Here is a 20,738-nt window from a genome sequence, read left to right on the forward strand (position 1 = left end):
TACCGGGTTGCTGCGTCGTTCCTTGCTTGTCACGCGATTCCAGTCTCCTGGGCCGCCTGAGCCGTTCATCCGGCATGGGTGATGGGTTCCGCCGCGAGGGTGGCCACATCCGAGGGCGGGCGGAGATTCGAGGCCTACTCGTTCCTCCGTCCGTCCTTCCCGCTCCACCGCGCTTCAGCGCCCTGACCGAGATCGGGGGCGGCCGATGTGGCGGCCCCACGCATACGGCTCCGATCGCCTGAGGGAGATCCCACATGCCCATACTGCTCCGCCGCGTTGACCGGGTGCGCCCGCGAGACGGCCTGCCGGCCCTCGTGGCCGCGTTATGTCTCCTTGGTGCCGCCGGCTGTTCGCAGCCCAGCGGCGGGGGTCCGTCGGCGCAAGGCATCGTGCTCAACCTCGGCGGCAGCATCGCGGTCCTGGACGACCTCAACGCCGACGCAAAGGTCGTGGCCGGCCGCCCGGCCGGCACCCAGAACCTCGACGTCTACGAACTCGCCGGCACCCGCCAGCTTTCATCCGGGCGGATTCTGGGCATTCGGGACGGCTCCGTGGTGGCTGTCGACCCGAAGGCTCCCGGAAAAGCGGTCCTGATCGCCCCTGCCACGGCGTGGTTCCCGGCGACCGAACCGGAGCAGATCTGGGCCGTCACGGAAGAACCCACTGACACGGCATGCGCCGGGCAGTCCGTTCCCGGGTCCGTCCGTGCCCGCTACACCATCACTCAGTACGCCGAATCCGGCGGTCCGTCCCACCGCACCGTGCAACTGCCGTGCGCGGTCCAGCCCTTCGCGCAGACACCGAATGGAATCCTCGCCCAGCAGACAACGAAGGACATCCCCGCCGGCGGCAACGCCAAGACCGTGCGGACCGGCATCGTCCTCCTCAACAAGGAGGCCACGGCCATCAGTCAGGTACTCGACCAGAGCGGAGCGGTCCTCGCCGCTGCCGGCGGCCGGGTGCTGTGGAAGCGGGACGACTGCACAGGCAACACCTGCATCCAGGTCTACGACGCCCAGGCCAGGACCACACGACCGGCACCAGCTTGCAACACGGGAACCCTCGTCGGCCGGGGCGTACTCGACCCGGCCGGCCGCTGGTACGCCACCGCACTGACCCCCCACAACGGCACCGGCACGCACCTGGCCCTCCTGGACCTCCAGGAAGGCACCTGCAAGAGCATCGACAACGACGAGGCCACGCAGGCCCATGATCTCGACGCCGACGGCACCGCCACCTGGACCCAGGACACCCTGCTCGTCCTCGACGCCCGGTCCGGAACACTCGCCGCCATCGATGCGGAATCCGGCGAGCGCAAGCAGCGCGACCGAGGCCTCGACGTCACTCAGGGTGCCCAGGTCTGGGGAGCGCAGCACGCCCTGGCGTGAGCCCAGGACGTTCGCGCTGCGCAGCTCGGCCGGAAGGATCTCATGGAGCCGGGCCCACGCGCCGACTCACCCACTTGGTCAAGCCGGGGCCGTCGAGGCTCGGACGATCGGGGGACGCCCCAGGCGGGTCAGCTTCCACACCGTGCGCCGGCGCATCGGCTTACGGCGGCCGCACGGTGTGCGCCAGCCCTCGGCGAACCCCGAGAACCACTCGGGTGGTGCCGGGCACCCCGCGCGACTCACTGCACATCCTGGATGCGCTGCTGAACCTGGACGCCGCCGTCGCCCAGCTCCAGACCGGGGGCCACGAGCTCCGCGAGGAGGACATCACCCGGCTCTCCTCGCTCGAGCACCGCAACTGAACTTGCCTGGGGTGCTGGGAAAGCGCAAGCGCCGGTAGGGGAGCTGACGTCAGGCTGCCTGGTACGTCTGACTAAGCCCTGACCGCCGACCTGGCCGCCTGCTCGATCTTCGAGCAGTAGGCTGCACGGGCTTCCTCGTCGATCCGCTTTTCGTGTTCGGGGCGCAACCCGGTCCGGCCGTCGAGGCCCTCGCGCAGGATATCGGCGTGCCCCGCATGCCGGTTGGACTCGCCGAGGACATGGACCATGACGGCGAACAGGTTCGTGTTGGGATGAGGCTCCGGCCACCACGGCACGTGACCGGGGGCGTCGAGGGGAAGCTCGTTGATCGTCGCGTCCGAGTGTTCCCACGTGCGCCGGTAGAACTCGATGATCTGATCGCGGGTCTCGTCCTCGGTCGCCCACAGATCGCTGCCGTTGTAGTCCTGCCACCGGGGCAGCGGTTCGGGGGAAGGGCGGTCGAAGACCTCGCCGAAGTACCTGGCCTCGACGGTGGCCACGTGTTTGACCAGGCCGAGGAGGTTGGTCCCGGTCACTGTCAAGGGCCGGCGGGCGTCGTATTCGGACACGCCGTCGAGTTTCCAGAGCAGCGCCTTGCGGTCCCGCCGCAGTCTCCCGTGCAGGTTGCCTTTCGCGAAATCATCGATCATGGGCATGAGCCTGCCATGCGCCGTCGACGGGCTCGACCTTCGGCCGGCATTAGGGGCTGTCCGATGGGTCGTGTGAGCTGATCAGGGCCGTGGCATAGGCGCAGATGAGCTTCTCCGGAGGCTCCGTCGTCGGGCTCGCTGGCACTGAGAGCTCGTCGCCAATCCGCCCATCCTTGCCTGCGTCGGCCGGTTGAGGAATTTGGTTGCGGTGGATCAGGCGGATGCGGTCATACTCCGGCATGAGTAGAGATGCCGAGGTCATCGTGCTCGCCCGCTGGTCGGACGAGGTGATGGAACCGCTGACCCAGGACGACCCGGAACGCACGTGGCGAGGTCGCTTCGTCCCGATAGCGGGGCAGTGGGGCTACGAGTTCGGATGGGCCCTGGAGTTCGAGAAAATGCGTGGCCGCCAGGGCCTGCTCAGGCACCTGGAGTCGCTGCCGTGGCCGCATCCGCACACGGTGCAGGTTCTGCTTCGCGACCAGGACGACGACTGCTTCGGGCTATGGATGTTCCACGAGGGCCGGCTGGTGGAAGTCACCATTCCGCGCACCGAGCGTTTCCACCGGCCGGCACCGCCCGATGAGGACTTCGAACCCGACCCGGGCATGCTGCTGCGCACCGACCAAAACACGGCTCTGCCCGAGCAGACCCCAGAAGCACGCCGCGACCCCCGCTCACCCTGGTAGACCGAGTTCGACAGCTCATCTTGGGACGTCAGGACTGTCGACGAGCGCGTACTCAGCGAACTGCGCCACCACTACGCAGGTGCCAAGGACCTCGCAACGGGGCGTTTCACTGCGGACGGAGCCATAGGCGGATCGCGGCCACGGTGACCGTCCCATGGAAGACGTACGCCCGTTTGTCGAAGCGCGTGGCGACGGCGCGGAAGTTCTTGAGCCGGTTGATGGTCCGCTCGACCTCGTTGCGGCGGCGGTAGATCGTCTTGTCGAAGCCTGCGGGCCGGCCTCCTTGGCTGCCGCGGCGCCAGCGGTTAGCCCGCTGGTCTCTCGGCTCGGGGATCGTATGCTTGATCTGGCGCCTGCGCAGGTGACGCCGATTACGGCGTGATGAATACGCCTTGTCTCCCCCGACATGGTCGGGCCGAGTGCGCGATCGTCCACCAGCCTGTCGGGGCACACGGATCTCTTCCAGGACGGGAATCATCTGCGGTGCGTCCCCCCACTGACCGGGCGTGATGACAAACCCGAGCGGGCGACACCCGCCCTCTCCAGCAAGGTGGATCTTGCTCGTGAGCCCGCCTCGCGAGCGTCCCAAGGCCTCATCGGGACGGTGACGCGCCGGGCTTCTGCGCCGACCCGGAATCTTCGGGGCATGAGTGGAGACGCCGGCCGCGTGCTGATGAGCGCGGCAGGTCGTGGAATCGACGCTGACCATGCTCCAGTCGATCCGGCCCTCAGCATCGGCGTCGGCCTGGACGGCCCGCAGGATCCTCTCCCACGTGCCGTCCGCCGACCACCTTCGATGACGATCGTGGACCGTCTTCCAGCTACCGAAGCAGGGAGGAAGGTCCCGCCAGGGGAGGCCGGTCCGCTGCCGGAACAGAATCCCGTTGATCACACGGCGGTGGGATTGCCAGCGTCCACCCCGCCCGCGATTCGTCGGCAAGTGCGGCTCCAGTCGAGCCCACTCTTCATCCGAAAGATCTCCCCGCCCCATGTCCCACGGAACGAGTGCCCAGCGGGAGCGTCACGCGACCCATCGGACACGACCTAGTTGTATTGCCCTGTGAGGTTGGGGACGCGGCTGGCGGGTGGTTTGCCTGCGAGCGCGGTGTGTCCGCGGTGGTGATTGTAGGTGTGCAGCCAGCTGGGGAAGGCGTCGCGTCGTTCGGCTTCTGAGCGGTAGGGGCGAGCGTAGGCCCATTCGTCGAGCAGGGTGCGGTTGAGGCGTTCGACCTTGCCGTTGGTCTGGGGCCGGTAGGGCCGGGTTCGCTTGTGGGCGATCCCGGCCGCCGCGAGGGTGTCGCGCCAGTCGCGTGAGCGGTAGCAGGAGCCGTTGTCGGTCAGGACCCGTTCGACGGTGATCCCGGCCTGGGCGAAGAACGTCTGGGCCCGCGTCCAGAAGCCGGTTGCGGTTTCCTTCTTCTCGTCGGCGTGGATCTCGCTGTAGGCGAGGCGGGAGTGGTCGTCGACGGCGGTGTGGAGGTAGCTGTAGCCGGCGTTCTTGCGGTTCTTGCGGCCGGCCCGGCGGCCGAGGACCTTGTGCCCGCCGCCGTCGGGAATGTTGCCGAGCTTCTTGATGTCCACGTGCACCAGCTCGCCGGGCTTCTCGCGTTCGTAGCGGCGTATGTTCCGGCCGGTTGCCCGGTCCAGGTGGGTGAGGCGGGCCAGCCGGTAGCGGGTCAGCACGCGGTGGACGGTGGAGGGGACCAGGCCGAGCAGGTGGGCGATGCGGGCCGGTCCCCACCGGCGCAGGAGACGGACCTTGATGATCCGGCGTTCGGTCCGGGTCGGGGTGCGGCGGGGGCTGTGGTGCGGGCGGGAGGACAGGTCCGTCATCCCGGCCTCGCCCAGGAGCCGGTAGCGGCTCGCCCATCGCTGGGCGGTGGTGGGCGAGACCTGGAAGCGCTCTGCGGCCCGCCGAAGCGGCCAGCCGTCCTCGACCACGCAGCGGGCCAGCCGCAGTCGTCCGGTCTCGGTCAGGGGTGCATTACGGTGGGGCATGAGGGCCTTCTGATCGTTCGGTGCAGATGTCGCAATCCACACCGAACCCGGAAGGCCCTCACCCGTTCAAGATCCCCCAGCCGAGACCTGCATCACCCGTCCACAACCTCCCGGGACAGAACACCTAGTGCCTGCCCGAGGCGTACCGCGGAGTGCCAGGAACGGCAGCCCTCCGGACTGCACCATCTCAGCCTCCTCGAAGCCGTTCCGCCCGTTCGGGCAAGCGCGGCCGGCCGCGGCGCCGACCGGACGTCGTTCTCGCTGACCGTGAGCACGACCACGACAAGTACCGTCGCCTGGTGTGGAAGCTCGGCGTGAAGCCGCTGGTCGCCCGGCGAGGCACCGAGCACGGCTCCGGGCTGGGCACTCAACGCTGGGTTGTCGTTTTGAGGCGCCGCCGCCCGCAGATGATTGCGGCGCCGGTACGCCCGGAGGCGCTGTCGCAGCCGAGGGTGAGGACGGCCTGGTGGATGTCGGCGCGGACTTCCCGGCGGACACGCGGCCGGCGGAACGGGAGCAGAAGTCGACCGCTGTACCGAGGTTCCCGAGGCCGGTGGTGTTCTGGCTCGGCCGGTGCCGTGAGCGTGGCCAGAACGCCATCCGGAGCTGAGCACCTTCGCACCCCGTCCCGAGACCGTGCTCCCCGTCAACTCGCCTCCGGCCCGAACCGGCGCTTGTATGCCGAAGGAGTGATGCCCGTCTCGCGGCGCATCAACGTGCGCAAATTGGCAGCGGTGCCAAGCCCGCTGCGTCGCGCGACCATCTCCAATCGGGCCTCGCCTCGCTCGATCAACCGGCATGCCAGGGCCAGACGTTCCCCCGTGAGCCATGCCAACGGCGTCGTTCCCAGCTGTGCCCGGAAGCGGCGATGCAGCGTCGCCGGACTGACTGCCGCGCGCGCCGCGAGGTCGGAGACCGTGAGCGGTGCGTCCAGCCGTTCCTGGGCCCAGGCCAGGACGGGAGCCAGGGACTCGTCAGGCAGGTCAGGGATCGGGCGCTCCACGAACTGCCGTTGGCCACCGTCCCGGTGCGCCGCGAAGACCAGTCGCCGGCTCACGGAGTTGGCGATCTCCGCGCCGTGGTCGCGGCGAACCACATGCAGCCCGAGATCAAGCGCGGCCGCGCTTCCCGCAGCGGTGAGGACGTCGCCGTCGTCCACGAACAGCACGTCTGATTCGAGGCGGACGGAGGGGAAGCGGGCCCGGAAGGATTCCGCCCACTGCCAGTGCGCGGTCGCCCGGCGGCCGTCGAGGACTCCCGCCTCGGCCAGGGTGAAGGCACCGCTGCAGAAGCCGACCAGACGCGCGCCACGCGCGTGTGCCCGTCGGACGGCATCGAGCACCGCGGGTCGACGGGGCACCTCGACGTCGGGGCGGTTGGGGACGATCAAGGTGTCCGCCGTCTCGGCCGCCTCCAGACCGGCGACTCCCGTGAGCGTGAAGAATCCGTCCCGCATCAGGGTGTCGGGCTCGGGGGAGCAGAGCCTGAAGTCGTAGAGATCACGACCGATCTCCGGTCTGCGCAGACCGAAGACCTCGGTCGCGCAGCCGAGCTCGAAGGGGTTCGAATTCTCGTCGACGATCACGACCACCCGGTGTGCGCCTGCCGCGCCGGCTCCGTGCGAGGATTCTTTCGCCATATGCGATTTCTAGCACTCCCGTCGACCGGGTGAAGCGGCTCAGGATGAGCTCATGACCAACCAGCCCAGGGCCGACCGGCCCATCTCCCTTCGCACGGCTCTGGCCTCCTTCGATGCCCTCTGGAGCCCCCGCATCGTCACGCGCGTCAACGACTATGACGTCCGTGTCGCCAAGGTCGGAGGGGAGCACATCTGGCACACCCACGACGACACCGACGAGTTCTTCCTGGTGCTTGACGGAGAACTGCGTATCTCGCTGCGTGAGCCCGGTGGCGAGCGCACGGTCCTGCTCCCCCGGGGGACGTTCTTCACGGTTCCCCGAGGCACGGAGCACAGGCCGTTCGCACCGTCCGGCGCCGCGATCCTCATGTTCGAGCCCACGGGGACGTCGACCGTGGGCGATCGCCACGACGAGATCCCGGACCACGTGGACGCAACGTCCGGACACGCCCTCAACGCCTGAGCGGTCCGCGTGTGGTGCCCGGGACCGTCAGCTCGTCCAGGACGGGGGCGGCAAGGTTTTGTGCGTCAGCAACGATGCCGCGGGCAGCGTGCGCCGCGGCGTCACCGCGCTGTGTGCCGTCTGTTCACCCTCGTCCCTCTTCCCGCCCGATCGGCCGCCGGTCAGGGCGGGTCGCCGGATGGCGACTCGGCCTCTTGATCGGGGTCGAAGCACAGGACGATGTGACGTGCTCCGCGGCTGCTGAGGGGCTCGGAGGCTGTCATGATCGTGACTCCGGGACCCAGCAGCGCGTGCCGCAAGGGACGCGCGTCACCGTCCGGATGGATATAGGCTTCCGTGCCCAGCTCGTAAAGGGGACCGGCCAGTTTGTCCCGGGTCACATCTCGGTGCAGCTCGGCGATCACCTTGTTGTCGGGGTTCGCTATGTAGGCGGCGCGCAGCTGAGGGAGAACGAATGGTGCCCAGTGCGTCGACCACTTGAGGAGTGAGTACTCCCGGGCCTCCTCGGAGAGGACCATCCAGCGCATGGTGTTCTCGGGCGGGGACCCGCTGGGGAACAGCGCCGCGAACGCATCGTTGTAGACCAACAGGTCCCATTGGACGTTGTTCACGTAGGCCATCTCCTTCTGCCCCTTGACAACCCTTTCCCAGGAATCGGGCACTGTCAGGCCGGCCCGCGGGTTCAGGGGCTGGAGGGGCTGGTGGCCGAGCGAGTACAGGTACATCTGTGTGTACTCGCTCTCACGCATGCGAAGGATCTTGGCGACCTCAAGCAGGTAGTCGGGGGTGGGTGTGAACTTGCCGACCTCGAACCGCTGGAACGTTCCGATGGCCCGGTGCATCAGCTGGTCCATGTCCGATTGGGACAGGCCGGTGATGCGAGGCCCTTTTCGGCCGGGCTTCCTCGGGGGCAGTCCGGCTTCCTCGCGCGTGACCTCGCTCCGCCGCTCACGAAGCAAATGCTGCAACTGGTCCATCGCGCCCCTTCACCTGTCGCCGTTCGCGTTCCGCCCCTGATCTGTCTCGATCACGACCGACTCGATCAAGGCCGTGCATGGTAACCGGCAGTGACATGGCATCACAAAAATGCAGCTCTCGGATCGTGCTCGGCTGTCATCCTCGGCGGGCGCCCGGTTCGCCGTGGGGGACCGACGCGTACCGTCCCGGCCCTCGCAGCGGCGATACGACAGGAGCGGGGGGCACGTGCGATCGCTTTCCCCACCCGCCGGCGGTGCTACGCGCGAGCGGTGCCGAACCGTCGATGCAGGAGGGCGCTCGCGGCCGTACGGACTTCCGGGAGCCGCCGGACCAGCCGAGCCGAGGCGGCGGCGTAGCCGATGCCGAAGGCGAGTGAGACGGCGAGCGCCAGGTGCTTCGAGAGGCCGTCGAAGATCGGGTAGATCTGCCAATGCGTCAGGTAGATGGCGAGGGAGCTGCCGGCCAGCAGGCCGGCGAGCTGGTTGAGCCGGCGGCCGCTCGGGAGAGTGGCGAACCACACCAGGAGCAGGAAGCCGGCCATGACGAAGATTTCGCGGCGTGGCTCGCCCGGGAAGAAGCCGGGGATGGTGGCGGTCGCGGCGACCGTGATGAGGAGCCGTTGGGGGACGGTGTTCGCGCGGGCCGCGGCCCAGCCGAGGGCGAACAGCCAGAAGACGGTGACCGCGTCGGTGATCTGGGTGCGGTCGGGCAGGCCGACGAGTTCGTAGCGGGTGAGCAGCCCCGCGGCGACGAGGGCCAGGGGCATTCCGTACGGGAAGCGCCGCTCCAGACGGTCCACGACGGGCAGTGCCAGCAGGGCGAGCATCGTGAGGAGGATGTAGACGAGGGCTTCGACGAACCAGAGGTGGATGCCCGGGCCCATGTCCTGCGGGAACAGGGCGTTGTGCAGGAGGAGAAGGTTGGAGAGGTCGTAGTCGTCACTGACGAGCAGCGCGAAGGCGGTCCAGGCCATGCAGGGCAGGGCGATCCGCCCGATACTGCGGGCGGTGCGGCGGACGCGGGTTCGGCGCTCGGCCGAGGTGAGCAGGAAGCGGGCGAAGTTGAAGCCGGCCACGGCCAGGAGAAGGTGAGCGCCGCCTCGGATCTCGAAGAGCCGGATGTGGGAGCCCACGACGCAGACGATCGCCAGCGCGCGCAGCGCGACACTCGTCTCCAGGGTTCTTTTGCGGCTCCGGGGTGATGGCGGGCCGCTCTGCTGGAGTTCGCGTATCGGTGTGGTGTGCCAGTTCGCCGGGAGCCGGCCCAATCGCCGTTCGAGGTGGAGGGACATCTCGACGTACGACAACGAGTCGCCGCCGAGACCCACGAAGGAGCTCTCCGGGGTGACGTCGTGGCGGTCCAGGATCCGTGCGTACAGGGCGCAGAGGTCCTCGGCCGGTTCTCCTGCCGGCGCGGCGGCCGGGCTTTCCGGCACGGGACGGGCCAGGCCGCGCACCGCCGCGTAGTCCGGCTTGCCGTTCGCCAGCCGGGGCAGGTCGTCGACCACGTGGACGTCCACGGCTCGTACCGGCAGTCCGCACTCGTCCATCACCCGCCGCCGGATCCGGCGCACGTCCCAGCCGGGCCGACGGGCGGCCGCGACGACGAGCCGTTCGTCGTCGCCGGTGCACAGCGCGCGCACCCCGTGCCGCTCGAGCATCGTCTCCACCTGCTGGGGATCGATGCGCAGCCCGAAGATCTTCAGGAATCGGGAGCGCCGCCCCACGATCTCGTACAGGCCGTCGTCGGTGCGCCGGGCCAGGTCCCCGGTGCGCAGCGCGTCGACGGTCCGGCCGAGGCGGAGGTCGTCCGGGGAGTGCGCGTAGCCGAGCATGACGTTCGGCCCCCTGTAGACCAGTTCGCCGACGCCGGCGTCCGCCTCCTCCACCGTTTCCAGGGCGAATGAGCCGCCCGGCACCGGTATTCCGATGGCGCCGGGATGGGCAGTGGCCTTTTCCGGCGGCAGGTAGGCCATGCGGGCGGTCGCCTCGGTCTGGCCGTACATGACGAACAGATCCCATCCGCGCTGCCGTCCGAGTTCGGCATAGCGGACGACGCCCTCGGGTCCGAGCCGGCCGCCCGCTTGAGTGACGTATCGCAGGTGCGGGAGGTCCATGTCTGCGAAGCCGACCCGGTCGAGCAGGTCGAACGTGTACGGCACGCCGGCGAGCGCGGTGCCCCGGGCCGAGCGGAAGAGATCCCAGAAGCAGGCGTCGGCCACCGAGAGGCCGGTCAGGATCACGCCCGCCCCGCGCAGCAGATGACTGTGGACGACCGACAGGCCGTAGCAGTAGTGCATCGGCAGGGTCGTCGCGGCACGGTCCGTGTCGCGGATCCCCAGGTACGCGGCGATGGACTCGGCGTTGGCCTGGAGGTTCTCGTACGAAAGGCGGACGAGTTTCGGGGATCCGGTGGAGCCGGAGGTGCTGAGCAACAGCGCCAGATCGGGGTGGAGGGCGTGGGCCGAGAGCGCCCGCCGTTCGTCGATCCGCCACTCACCGTCGTCGCCGGGCTCCGGGTGGATGACGATGTCGGGGTCGTACGCGGCGGTGAGCGCGGCCACGGCCTCCGGGTGGTCGCCCGGGACGAGGAGCACCGGGTGACCTGCCGAGAGGGCGGCCAGGTGGATGACGAGTGCCTCGACGGTGTTGGCGCCGGGGAGCAGGATGAGCCGGCGTTCGACGCCGAGGCGTCGGGCCGTCTCGTGGACCCTCCGGGCAAGCTCGCGGTAGGGGATCTCACCGGCGGGGGTGACGAGGGCGGTGCGGTCGCCGTGGCGTGCCAGGTCGTGGGCAAGGGGGAGCACGCTGCCGCGAGCGGGCGGGGAGGGGAGGAGCTTCACGGGCGCATCGTAGGTAAGCCTTTCCTAATCGGAAAGGGGGAGGGGGTGCTCCGGATACCCCTTCGCAATGCGGTCGTTATCAAAGACTGACTTGACCCTTAGGTTAGCTTTACCTTATCAATACTGTGTTCACAGGTTCCTCGGATAAGTTTTCGCCGCTCGCCACCTGCCCCGTACCCCGTGGCGCCGGAGGCCGGTCCGGCAGGAAGGCATTCCCGTCCCATGCGCCGCCCCCTGGCCCGTACCCTCACCGCGCTCGCCGCGGCCACCCTGCTCGGTCCGATGCTCGCCGCATGCGGCAGCGACGAACCGGCCGACCTCGTCATCTACTCCGGCCGCAACGAGAACCTCGTGAAGCCGCTGATCGAGAAGCTGGAGAAGCACCTCAACGCCAACGTCGAGGTCCGCTACGGCGACAGCGCCGAACTGTCCGCCCAGCTCCTGGAAGAGGGCGACAAGACCGAAGCCGGCCTCTTCCTCTCCCAGGACGCCGGCGCGCTCGGCGCGCTCTCGACGGAACAGCGCCTCGCCCCGCTGCCGAAGACCACCCTCGACAAGGTCGCCCCCGCCCACCGCAGCTCGGCCGGCGACTGGACCGGCGTCAGTGGCCGCGTCCGTGTACTGGCGTACCACCCGGACCAGGTTCCCACCCCGCCGAACAGCGTCCACGAGCTGGTGAAGCCGGAGTGGAAGGGCAAGATCGGCTTCGTGCCGACCAACGCCTCCTTCCAGGCGTTCGTCACCGGCATGCGTGTCCTGGAGGGCGACGACGCCGCCCGCACCTGGCTCAAAGGCCTGAAGGCCAATGACCCCAAGAAGTACGAGAACAACCTCAAGGTGCTGGAAGCCGTCGACAAGGGCGAGGTCGCTCTGGGCCTGATCAACCACTACTACTGGTACGAGCAGGCCGCCGAGAAGGGTGCCGACGAGCTCAAGGCCAAGGTCCACTACCTGCCCAAGGGTGACCCGGGCGGTCTCGTCAACGTCGCCGGCGTCGGCATGCTCAAGGGCGCGGACAAGAAGCAGGCCCAGTACGCTCAGAAGGCCGTCGACTACCTGCTCTCCGCCGAGGCCCAGAAGTACTTCGCCGAGGAGACCAAGGAGTACCCGCTGGCCGCCGGGGTCAAGACCGCCGAGGGCGTTCCGCCCCTCGAGACCCTGCAGCCGCCGAAGATCGATCTCGGAAAGCTCGACTCGCTCAAGCAGACCCTGGCCATGCTCCAGGACGTCGGACTTGTCTGACGTGACCTCACCGGAGCGCTCCGCCCCGGCCCGTCGCGATCCCCGCCCGGCAGGCGCTCCCGCCCTCGCCGGGCGGGGGCGTGCAGGCGGCCGGCCAGGCTGGACCCTGATCGTGCCCGCCACGGCCGCCGCCCTGCTCGCCGTCCTGCCACTCGGCTACCTCGCCGTCCGAGCGCTGGAACGCGGGCCTGCCTATGCCTGGGAGGTCGTGGCCGCCGCACGCACCGGCGAACTCCTGCTGCGCAGCCTCGGCCTGACCGTGACCGTCGTCGGCGCCTGCCTCGTGCTCGGCGTCGCGCTCGCCTGGCTCATCGTCCGCACCGACCTGCCCGGTGCCCGCGCCTGGTCCGTGGTCGTCACCCTGCCGCTGGCGGTGCCCAGTTACGTCACCGCCTTCGCCTGGCTGTCCGCCGTGCCCTCGCTGGCCGGCTTCACCGGCTCCGCCCTGGCGCTGACCCTGGCATGTTTCCCGTACGTGTACCTGCCGGTCGCCGCCGCGTTGCGCGGCACCGACCCCGGGCACGAAGAGGTCGCCCGCTCGCTCGGCCACGGACCCTTCCGGACGTTCGTCCGTGTCACCCTGCCACAGCTGCGTCCAGCCGCGGCCGGCGGTGGACTCCTGGTGGCGCTGTACGTGCTCTCCGACTTCGGCGCCGTCTCGCTCATGCGGTACGACACCTTCACTCTCGGCGTCTACACCTCCTACCGGGCCAGCTTCGACCGCACCCCGGCCGCCGCGCTGAGCGCCGTGCTGGTGGTCATGACCATCGCGCTCGTCGCCGCCGAAACCCGCACCCGCGGGCGCGCCGACTACGCCCGCACCGGCACGGGCACCGCCCGGCGGGCCGTCCCCGCCGCCCTCGGCCGGTGGCGCCCGGGCGCCTTGGCCTTCTCCGGCGGTGTCGTCGCCGCGGCCGTCGGCTTCCCCCTCGCCACACTGTGCTACTGGCTCGCCGTCGGCTCCTCCGCCACCTGGGACCCGGCCGCGCTCACCACCACCGCGCTCACCACCCTGGGCCTCGCCTCCGCGGGCGCCGCGCTCACCACGGTGCTCGCGCTGCCGGTCGGCGTCATCGCCGCCCGCCACCGCGGGCGGTTCGCCCGGATGCTCGAACAAGCCGCGTACGCCGGCCATGCCGTACCCGGCATCACCGTCGCGCTGGCCATGGTCTTCTTCGCGGTGCGCTACGCCCGCCCGCTCTACCAGGAGACGCCGCTGCTGGTCTGCGCCTACGCGGTGCTCTTCCTGCCCCTCGCGGTGGCCGCCACACGGGCGGCGGTGCTCCAGGCGCCGCCCGTCCTCGACGACGTCGCCCGCTCGCTGGGCCGTACCCCGTTCGGAGTGCTCCGCGAGGTGACCGTTCCCCTGGCGGCCCCCGGCGTGGCGGCCGGCGCGGCGCTCACCTTCGTGGTCTGCATGAAGGAGCTTCCCGCCACCCTGCTCCTGCGCCCCACCGGCATGGACACCCTGGCCACCCGGCTGTGGACGGAAACCGGCAGCGGATCATTCGCCGCCGCGGCTCCGTACGCCGCGGCGCTGATCCTGCTGGCAGCCGTCCCCTCGTACCTCCTCGGGAAAGACCGCACATGAACGACCTCCAGATCAGCGGCGTGGTCAAGGCCTACAGCGCCGGGGCACCGATCCTCGACGGCCTCGACCTCACCGTCCCCGGAGGCACCCTGGCCGCCGTCCTCGGCCCCTCCGGCTGCGGCAAGACCACCCTGCTGCGCGTCATCGCCGGCTTCCTGAAGTCCGACGCCGGCAGCGTCACCGTCGCCGGACGCCTGCTCAGCGGCCCCGGAACCCACCTGCCGCCCGAACGGCGCCGCATTGGCATCGTCCCCCAGGAAGGCGCCCTCTTCCCCCACCTGAGCGTGGCCCGCAACATCGCCTTCGGACTGAAGGGGCACGATCGGGCGGCACGGCACGGACGCGTCGAGCAGATGTTGGAGATGGTCGGGCTCGCGGGCTACGGAGCACGCATGCCGCACGAACTCTCGGGCGGCCAGCAGCAGCGCATCGCGCTTGCCCGTGCCCTCGCTCCCGAGCCTCAGCTCGTCCTGCTCGACGAGCCGTTCAGCGCTCTGGACGCCGGCTTGCGCGAGGCGGTACGAGCGGACGTACGCGAGGTGCTCCGCGACAGCGGTGCCACCGCCCTCCTCGTCACGCACGATCAGCAGGAGGCGCTCTCCACCGCTGACCTCGTCGCCGTCCTCAACGAGGGCCGCGTCGCCCAGTGCGCCGCCCCCGAGGAGCTCTACCACCTTCCGGCCGACCCCTGGGTGGCCTCTTTCGTCGGAGAGGCCGTTCTCGTCCCCGCCACTGCCCAGGGGACCACGGCCACCACCGCCCTGGGGCGGATCCCGCTCGCGGCCCCCGCCGCCCACAACGACGGTGTCGTCCTGCTCCGGCCCGAGCAGCTCCGGCTCACACCCGTCGCCGACGCGGTCGTCGAGGGCACGGTGACCGAGGTCCGCTTCCACGGCCACGACGCCTTGCTCACCATCACCGTCGACACGCTCGCCGACACCCTTGTCGTCCGCGCCCCGGGCCCGGTAACCGCCCGACAGGGCGAGCGAGTCGGCCTGTCGGTCACGGGTCGGGCGACGCTGCATCCACACCCTGGGTGAGCCTCCGCGGGCACGCGGGGAGCACCTGCGTCACCACCCGGTCGTGTCCATGGCCCAGGTCACTCGCGAGCGCCGGCTCGCAGTGACGTCATCGAGCGGATGGCGAGCGGCCTGGCGGCCGTCGCGCCGCGGAGCCGGCACCCTGGGGTCGGCCGGATCCCGGTCCGTCGGCGACCGGGTCTCGACCGAAGCCCAGTGGCGTCGGCGATGTCGTACCTCACACGCCCCCAGAGCCATATCGGCTTCTTCCGCTTCGTCGGCACGGCGGACACCCCGTGGAACGCAAGCAGATCACCTGCTTGCAACTGCATACGTCGGTCACGCGTTCGCCGACGGCAATTTCTTGCTCCATGTCAAAGCCGGGAGGCTTCGCGTCGGTTCGGCCGTCCTTTGACTGTCAAGCGTGACAAAAAATCTTGGTTGAGCGTCGCCTTAATGGCGTGGCTGCATCCCACGGTGACCCCTCTCATCACAGGTGTGCGCTGCTGTTTCGTCCGTCAGGTGCGAGGTGGAGGGGATATCGGCCGCTCGTACCGCTTGCGAGGGCAGTGATTCGGCAGCGGTATCCAGCCATTCAGACAGGAAGGCCACCGATGAGGGTGTGCAGCACAGGAGCGTTGTGCGACCCGGCGGCTCCGTCGCGTTGCCACCGGCGTACGCCCCTGGCAAAACCCGTCATGTGTGTATCGGTGCACTGGTTGGAACGTTTTTGCTTGACTCTGTGTCATGGTGTCGGTCGAGTGCCTCACGATTGATCACCCGTGTGGTTCCCGGTATCAAATTCAGCCACATTTGAAATTTACATATAGTCCTATTTTCTCTAGTGGTCTTGTTGTTCCTTGTCCTCATGCGCATAGCTATTGCGTACACCGCTTCCTCGTCCTGGGCTCCGGATGAGCCCCGGGCAGGCGGCTGTGAACCGTCCTCCGGTTCGCGGTCGCCAGGGATGCGGCAGTGGCACCTGTGTGTGAGGAGAGGTCATGAAGAAGGCATACGAAGCGCCGACGCTGGCCAAGCTCGGGACGTTCCGGAAGAACACCGGGCTCCTGGGACGCTCCGGCAACGACCGGCTCATCCTGAGCAAGAACTGACGACCGACGGTTCTGACCCGACGTCATGACTGAACTGCACGAGAGTGCGGGGACGGGCCCCGGCGAGGCGCACTTCACGGTCTTCACCGACCGTGAGGAGGCGGCCGCCGTGGCCCGGTCCTTCTCCCGCCCCGGAACACGCGCCCTGCCGCATGCCTCGGGCCGGCCCTGGCTGGTGGGGCAGTGGCACGACGAGGACATCGTCGTCGCACGCGCCGGCCATACGGCCATCGCCGTCATCGGCTGTTGCCCGGTCGATGTCGCGGGGCTGGAACGCCGGGCCGGGCGATTGCGCGACCTCGCCGAGCTCGACGCACTGGCCCGCACGCTTCCCGGGAGCTTCCACCTCGTCGCCACCCTGGACGGACAGCTCAGGGTGCAAGGCACCGCGTCAGGGCTCCGGCTGGTGTTCCACGCCACCGTGGACGGTGTGCAGGTGGTCGCCAGCCGAGCCGACGTCCTCGCCGGTATGTGCGACGCGGAACCGGACGCGGAGCAGGTGGCCATCCGGCTGTTGTGGCCCGTTCCGTACCCGCTGGGCGAGACACCCATGTGGCGCCACGTCACCGCCGTGGCACCCCAGGACGCGGTGGTCGTCGCCGCGGACGGCCGGACGGCACGACACTCCCGCTGGTGGACACCGCCCGAGCCGGTACGGTCCCTCGCCGAGGGTGCCCCCCTGGTACGCGAAGCCCTGGCCACGGCGGTGGACGCCCGTACGAGGCAGGGCGGCGTGGTCAGCTGCGACCTGTCCGGCGGCCTCGACTCCACCTCGATCTGCTTCCTGGCCGACCGCTCACCGGCCAAGGTGGTCGCCAGCACCTGGCCGGGCCGCGACCCCGCGGACACCGACCTCTACTGGGCCGAACAGGCGATCCAATCGCTGCCGGACGTCGAGCACATCGTCTGGGACGCCGACGCGTCCCCCCTCGTCTACGAGGATCTGCTGTCCATCGACGACCTGCTGGACGAGCCGACCATCGGCGTCATGGACCGTTCACGTGTCCTGCACCATCTGCCGGGCATGGCCGAGCGGGGCAGCCGACTGCACCTGACGGGCATCGGCGGTGACCACGTGGCCTGGTGCTCAGAGGCGTACTACCACAGGCTGCTGCGCACCCGACCGCTGTTCGCCCTTCGCACGCTGCGGGGCTTCCGGGCGCTGTGGCAGTGGCCCCTCGGCGCCACGGCACGCGCGCTGGCGGACTCACGGCCGTACGGGGCCTGGCTGGCCGACGCCGCCCACCGGCTGCGGGATCCCCTGCCGACAACCGTCAGCACCGGCCTCGGCTGGGGCATGCCCCCGCGCCTCTTCGACTGGGTCACCCCCGACACCGAACGCATCGCCCGGCGGGCCCTGCGCGAGGCCGCCGAGCACGCCGTCCCGATCCATCCGGACCGTGGCATGCACGCCGATCTGGAGCAGATCCGATCCTGCACACGCATCATCCGCCAGTGGGACCAAATGGCCGCCCGCGCCGGCGTACCGATGGCATCGCCCTTCCTCGACGACCGCGTCATCGAGGCATGCCTCGCCGTCCGCCCGAGCGAGCGGGTCACACCCTGGCAGTACAAACCCCTCCTGACCGCCGCCATGCACGGGATCGTTCCCGAAGCGTGTCTGCGGCGCACCAACAAGGCCGCAGCCTCCATGGACGCCTCCAACGGACTGCGCGAACACCGCGCCGACCTGCTGGCACTGTGGACGGATTCGCGCCTGGAACAGCTCGGTCTGGTCGACGGGAAGGCCCTGCGCCTGCTCGCCCAGCGGCCGGGCACACCCGAACTGCGCGAGGCGATCCTCTACTCGACCATCGCCGCCGAAGTGTGGCTGCGCGGCCTGCCCCGGACCACGCAGGCAACAGCCCGCACCGGCCCCTAGGGCGTGTTTCGAAAGTTCCGTCTGGCCGGGGCCCCGCCCTCCGGGCGGCCGACGCCACTTTCGAAACACGCCGTGGAACCAGCCTCCGCACTCCACCACCGGAAAGGGACGCACGATGGCATTGAGGTTCGGCGCCGGCATCTCCACCGCGGACACCGACTACGGCACGGTGCTCTTGAACGAACGCGCCGGGGAGTACTGGGAGTTGAACCCCAGTGGCACCCTGGTGGTGAAGACCCTCATGGCCGGCGGTGACGAAGCGGACGCGGTCGCCGCACTCACCGACGCCTTCGAGATCGACCTCGCCCAGGCGACCCGGGACGTCGAAGCCCTCGTACAGCAGCTGCGGTCCTCGGGGCTGGCCGAATGACGACGCCCAGTGCCCTGGAAAGGCCCGCCGACGTCCCGTTCGCACGGCGCCTGGCGGCTCGTCTCGTCCTGCTCCCCGCGCTGGTGCTCGCACTCCTGCCACCCAGCCGGATCCGGACCCTACTCGGCGTCGCACGCCGCGGCGCCACGCCGGCCACCGCCGAGCAGGCGAAGAACGCCCGGGACGCGATGTGCGCGGTGAGCCTGCGCTGCGCCGGCCCCAAGGGCTGCCTGCCTCGTTCCCTGGGGGCCGCCCTGTTGTGCCGTCTGTCGGGGACATGGCCCACCTGGTGCACCGGAGTGCGCGTGGTGCCGCCGTTCACCGCCCATGCCTGGATCGAGGTGGACGGCCGGCTCGTCGACGAGGGCGTTCCCGACGACTACTTCACCCGCCTCATCGCAATCGCCCCCAGGAGCCGATCGGGCCGATGACCGCAAGCACAGTGGACCAGGCGCAGCCGTCCCCAGAGAGCGACCGCTCCACGCGAGCCGCGGTCGCCACCATGTACCGGCTGACCGCCGGACACCGGCCCTCCATCGTCATCGCCACCGCCCTCACCCTGGTCGGCTCCGCTCTGGGCCTCGCCCAGCCACTCGTCGCCAAGCAGGCCATCGACGCGAGTGGCCGCGGACAGGTGCTCTGGCCCCTCCTCCTGGCCCTCGCCGCACTGTTCGCGGCCGAAGCGGCGACAGGTGCGGCAGGTCGATTCGTTCTGGAACGCATGGGCGAAAGCGTCGTCCGCCAGCTGCGTCACGGCCTGGTCGCACGACTCCTCCGGCTGGAGATGCGGGAGTACGACCGGCATCGCGGCGGTGACCTGATCTCCCGGGTCACCACCGACACCACCCTCTTGCGAGAAGTGGTGTCCCAGGCACTCGTCGACCTCGTCACGGGTGCCCTCGTAGCGGCGGGGGCCATCGCGCTGATGGTGTGGATCGATCCGCTGCTGCTGCTTCTGGTCGCCCTCACCGTGGCCGTCGCCGCCGTGATCGTCGCCTCCCTGCTCAAGGGAATCAGGGCGGCCTCCGAACGCATGCAGGACTCGGTGGGCGCTGTCGCCGCCGACCTGGAACGCGCACTCGGCGCCCTCCCGATGGTCCGCATCCACCGCGCGGAGGACCGCGAGGCGGCACGCATCGGAGAACGCGTCGAAACGGCGTACAGCGCCGGCGTGCGGACCGCGAAACTCGCCTCCATCATGAGCCCAGCCGTCGAACTCGCCGTGCAGGGCTCCTTCCTCATCGTCCTGGTCATCGGCGGCCTGAGGGTGACCGGCCAGGCCAACTCTCTCGGCGACCTGGTGGCCTTCCTGCTCTACGCCTCCTACCTGGTTCTGCCGCTCTCCTCGGTCTTCCGCGCGGCAGGACTGATCCAGCGCGGCATGGGCGCCTACCAGCGCATCGAACAAGCCCTCCTTCTGCCCGTGGAACCCACGGCCCCCGACCTCGCGCCCGCCCTCGAACACCAGCAGCCGGAAACGGTCACCGGCCCGGCCACGCCGTCCCGACTCCGCCCGGCGACCGCCGTCGTGAAAGAGCCCTGCCGTACGGCCGGAGAGGAGGGCGAGGCAGCGCTCAGCCTGCGTGACGTCTGGTTCGGCTACGAAGCGGACCGGCCGGTACTGCGCGGCATTTCCTTCACCGTGCCCCACCGTGGTCAGACGGCCCTGGTCGGCCGGTCGGGCGCGGGCAAGAGCACGATCTTCGCTCTCATCGCCAGGTTCTACGAACCGGACTCCGGGAGTCTGCTGTTCGACGGCCTGCCCGCCACCGAACTGACCCGCACCGCCTGCCGAGAACGCATCGCCGTCGTCGACCAGGACACGCACGTCGTCCACGGCACACTGCGGGACAACATCACCTACGCCGCGCCCCACGCCACCGACGCCGAAGTACGGCGTGTCGTCGAGCTCGCCCAACTGGAAGGCGTGGCACGGCGACTGCCCGGCAGCCTGTCGGGAATGCTCGGCCCGCGTGGCGGAACGCTCTCTGCGGGCGAACGCCAAAGGGTCGCCCTGGCCCGCGCCCTGCTGGCGCGACCTGCGCTCCTTCTGCTCGACGAACCCACCTCCCACCTCGACAGCATCAACGAAACCGCGCTCACCACCGTCATGAAGGACGCCGCGCAGGAGTGCGCGCTCCTCGTGATCGCACACCGCCTCTCCACGGTGCAGCACGCCGACCAGATCATCGTCCTGCACGACGGCCGTGCCACCGCCAGCGGACGCCACAAGGAACTGCTCACCAGCAGCCCCACCTACCGCAAGCTGGCCGCCGGGCAGGTGCTTCATCCCGCGGCCGCACCCCGCCCGCCGGCGTGACCGACACCGCTCCACGCCTTCGCTGAGCGGGGTACGCGCCCGCCCGTGGGCCGCCCCGGCGATGAGGGAGCCGCGATCTCCTCCGACGGTGTAGCCAGTTGGGGGAGCAGGGGGGCGACTTGTTGTTCGAGGTGTCACCTGTTGCGTTGATTTGTGGGCGACACGAGGGTTGTCGTCCCTCTTCGAGCGTGGG

Annotated in this window: 18 protein-coding genes and 1 pseudogene; 13 read left to right on the forward strand and 6 right to left on the reverse strand. The window is 69.7% G+C overall.

The window, feature by feature from the left end:
• Positions 1 to 389 precede the first annotated feature (389 nt).
• Positions 390 to 1,388 (forward strand): hypothetical protein, encoded by a 999-nt coding sequence (locus tag ACY34K_RS29815; protein WP_462752628.1) that lies wholly within the window; start codon positions 390 to 392, stop codon positions 1,386 to 1,388.
• Positions 1,389 to 1,606: 218 nt separating this feature from the next.
• On the forward strand, positions 1,607 to 1,750 hold the full coding sequence (locus tag ACY34K_RS29820; protein ID WP_462752664.1) for a hypothetical protein: 144 nt from the start codon (positions 1,607 to 1,609) through the stop codon (positions 1,748 to 1,750).
• A 71-nt stretch (positions 1,751 to 1,821) separates the two neighbouring features.
• On the opposite strand, the gene ACY34K_RS29825 is transcribed toward ACY34K_RS29820, so the two are convergent.
• The gene (locus ACY34K_RS29825; RefSeq protein WP_462752630.1) at positions 1,822 to 2,400 is read right to left on the reverse strand and encodes a DinB family protein; all 579 of its coding nucleotides are present in this window, start codon (positions 2,398 to 2,400) and stop codon (positions 1,822 to 1,824) included.
• Positions 2,401 to 2,639: 239 nt separating this feature from the next.
• On the opposite strand from ACY34K_RS29825, the gene ACY34K_RS29830 reads away from it, so the two are divergent.
• Positions 2,640 to 3,089, forward strand: a complete 450-nt coding sequence (locus ACY34K_RS29830) for a hypothetical protein (protein WP_462752632.1) — start codon at positions 2,640 to 2,642, stop codon at positions 3,087 to 3,089.
• A 106-nt stretch (positions 3,090 to 3,195) separates the two neighbouring features.
• Here the strand turns inward: ACY34K_RS29830 and ACY34K_RS29835 are convergent, their stop codons facing one another.
• Both ACY34K_RS29835 and ACY34K_RS29840 read right to left on the reverse strand, forming a co-directional pair.
• Positions 3,196 to 4,080 (reverse strand): IS5 family transposase, encoded by an 885-nt coding sequence (locus ACY34K_RS29835; protein ID WP_462752633.1) that lies wholly within the window; start codon positions 4,078 to 4,080, stop codon positions 3,196 to 3,198.
• Between the two features lie 53 nt (positions 4,081 to 4,133).
• Complete coding sequence (locus ACY34K_RS29840) at positions 4,134 to 5,087, reverse strand: IS481 family transposase (protein WP_462752635.1); 954 nt, start codon at positions 5,085 to 5,087, stop codon at positions 4,134 to 4,136.
• A gap of 186 nt (positions 5,088 to 5,273) precedes the next feature.
• Here ACY34K_RS29840 and ACY34K_RS29845 point away from each other — a divergent pair.
• A pseudogene (locus ACY34K_RS29845) lies at positions 5,274 to 5,470 on the forward strand (IS5/IS1182 family transposase); the annotation flags it as partial.
• A 263-nt stretch (positions 5,471 to 5,733) separates the two neighbouring features.
• On the opposite strand, the gene ACY34K_RS29850 reads toward ACY34K_RS29845, so the two are convergent.
• Positions 5,734 to 6,726 (reverse strand): GlxA family transcriptional regulator, encoded by a 993-nt coding sequence (locus ACY34K_RS29850; RefSeq protein ID WP_462752637.1) that lies wholly within the window; start codon positions 6,724 to 6,726, stop codon positions 5,734 to 5,736.
• A 52-nt stretch (positions 6,727 to 6,778) separates the two neighbouring features.
• Between ACY34K_RS29850 and ACY34K_RS29855 the strand changes: the two genes are divergently transcribed.
• Positions 6,779 to 7,189 (forward strand): cupin domain-containing protein, encoded by a 411-nt coding sequence (locus ACY34K_RS29855; protein WP_462752639.1) that lies wholly within the window; start codon positions 6,779 to 6,781, stop codon positions 7,187 to 7,189.
• Positions 7,190 to 7,350: 161 nt separating this feature from the next.
• Here ACY34K_RS29855 and ACY34K_RS29860 read toward each other — a convergent pair whose 3' ends face one another.
• Both ACY34K_RS29860 and ACY34K_RS29865 read right to left on the reverse strand, forming a co-directional pair.
• Entirely contained in the window at positions 7,351 to 8,166 is an 816-nt protein-coding gene (locus ACY34K_RS29860) for an MmyB family transcriptional regulator (protein WP_462752640.1), read from the reverse strand.
• 257 nt (positions 8,167 to 8,423) lie between these two features.
• Positions 8,424 to 11,009, reverse strand: coding sequence for an AMP-binding protein (locus ACY34K_RS29865; RefSeq protein WP_462752642.1), 2,586 nt, complete (start codon positions 11,007 to 11,009; stop codon positions 8,424 to 8,426).
• 222 nt (positions 11,010 to 11,231) lie between these two features.
• On the opposite strand from ACY34K_RS29865, the gene ACY34K_RS29870 reads away from it, so the two are divergent.
• The 8 genes from ACY34K_RS29870 (at position 11,232) to ACY34K_RS29905 (ending at position 20,545) form a co-directional block, all read left to right on the forward strand.
• Positions 11,232 to 12,251 carry an iron ABC transporter substrate-binding protein gene (locus ACY34K_RS29870; protein WP_462752644.1) on the forward strand — a complete coding sequence of 340 codons (1,020 nt, stop codon included), beginning with the start codon at positions 11,232 to 11,234 and terminating at the stop codon, positions 12,249 to 12,251.
• Position 12,252: 1 nt separating this feature from the next.
• A complete protein-coding gene (locus tag ACY34K_RS29875) occupies positions 12,253 to 13,842 on the forward strand; it encodes an ABC transporter permease (RefSeq protein ID WP_462752662.1) in 1,590 nt (529 codons plus the stop codon).
• Positions 13,839 to 14,882: an ABC transporter ATP-binding protein gene (locus ACY34K_RS29880; RefSeq protein ID WP_462752646.1), complete on the forward strand. Its 1,044-nt coding sequence runs from the start codon at positions 13,839 to 13,841 to the stop codon at positions 14,880 to 14,882. The genes ACY34K_RS29875 and ACY34K_RS29880 overlap by 4 nt, the downstream gene beginning before the upstream one ends.
• Before the next feature lie 980 nt (positions 14,883 to 15,862).
• Positions 15,863 to 15,973, forward strand: coding sequence for a keywimysin-related RiPP (locus tag ACY34K_RS29885; protein ID WP_462752648.1), 111 nt, complete (start codon positions 15,863 to 15,865; stop codon positions 15,971 to 15,973).
• 25 nt (positions 15,974 to 15,998) lie between these two features.
• Entirely contained in the window at positions 15,999 to 17,855 is a 1,857-nt protein-coding gene (locus tag ACY34K_RS29890) for a lasso peptide isopeptide bond-forming cyclase (protein ID WP_462752650.1), read from the forward strand.
• A gap of 115 nt (positions 17,856 to 17,970) precedes the next feature.
• Complete coding sequence (locus tag ACY34K_RS29895) at positions 17,971 to 18,225, forward strand: lasso peptide biosynthesis PqqD family chaperone (RefSeq protein ID WP_462752652.1); 255 nt, start codon at positions 17,971 to 17,973, stop codon at positions 18,223 to 18,225.
• A complete protein-coding gene (locus ACY34K_RS29900; protein ID WP_462752654.1) occupies positions 18,222 to 18,656 on the forward strand; it encodes a lasso peptide biosynthesis B2 protein in 435 nt (144 codons plus the stop codon). Before ACY34K_RS29895 ends, ACY34K_RS29900 begins: the two co-directional genes overlap by 4 nt.
• Positions 18,653 to 20,545, forward strand: a complete 1,893-nt coding sequence (locus ACY34K_RS29905; protein ID WP_462752656.1) for an ABC transporter ATP-binding protein — start codon at positions 18,653 to 18,655, stop codon at positions 20,543 to 20,545. Before ACY34K_RS29900 ends, ACY34K_RS29905 begins: the two co-directional genes overlap by 4 nt.
• Positions 20,546 to 20,738: the final 193 nt, after the last annotated feature.

The sequence above is a fragment of the Streptomyces sp. STAM6 genome (genome assembly GCF_054963715.1).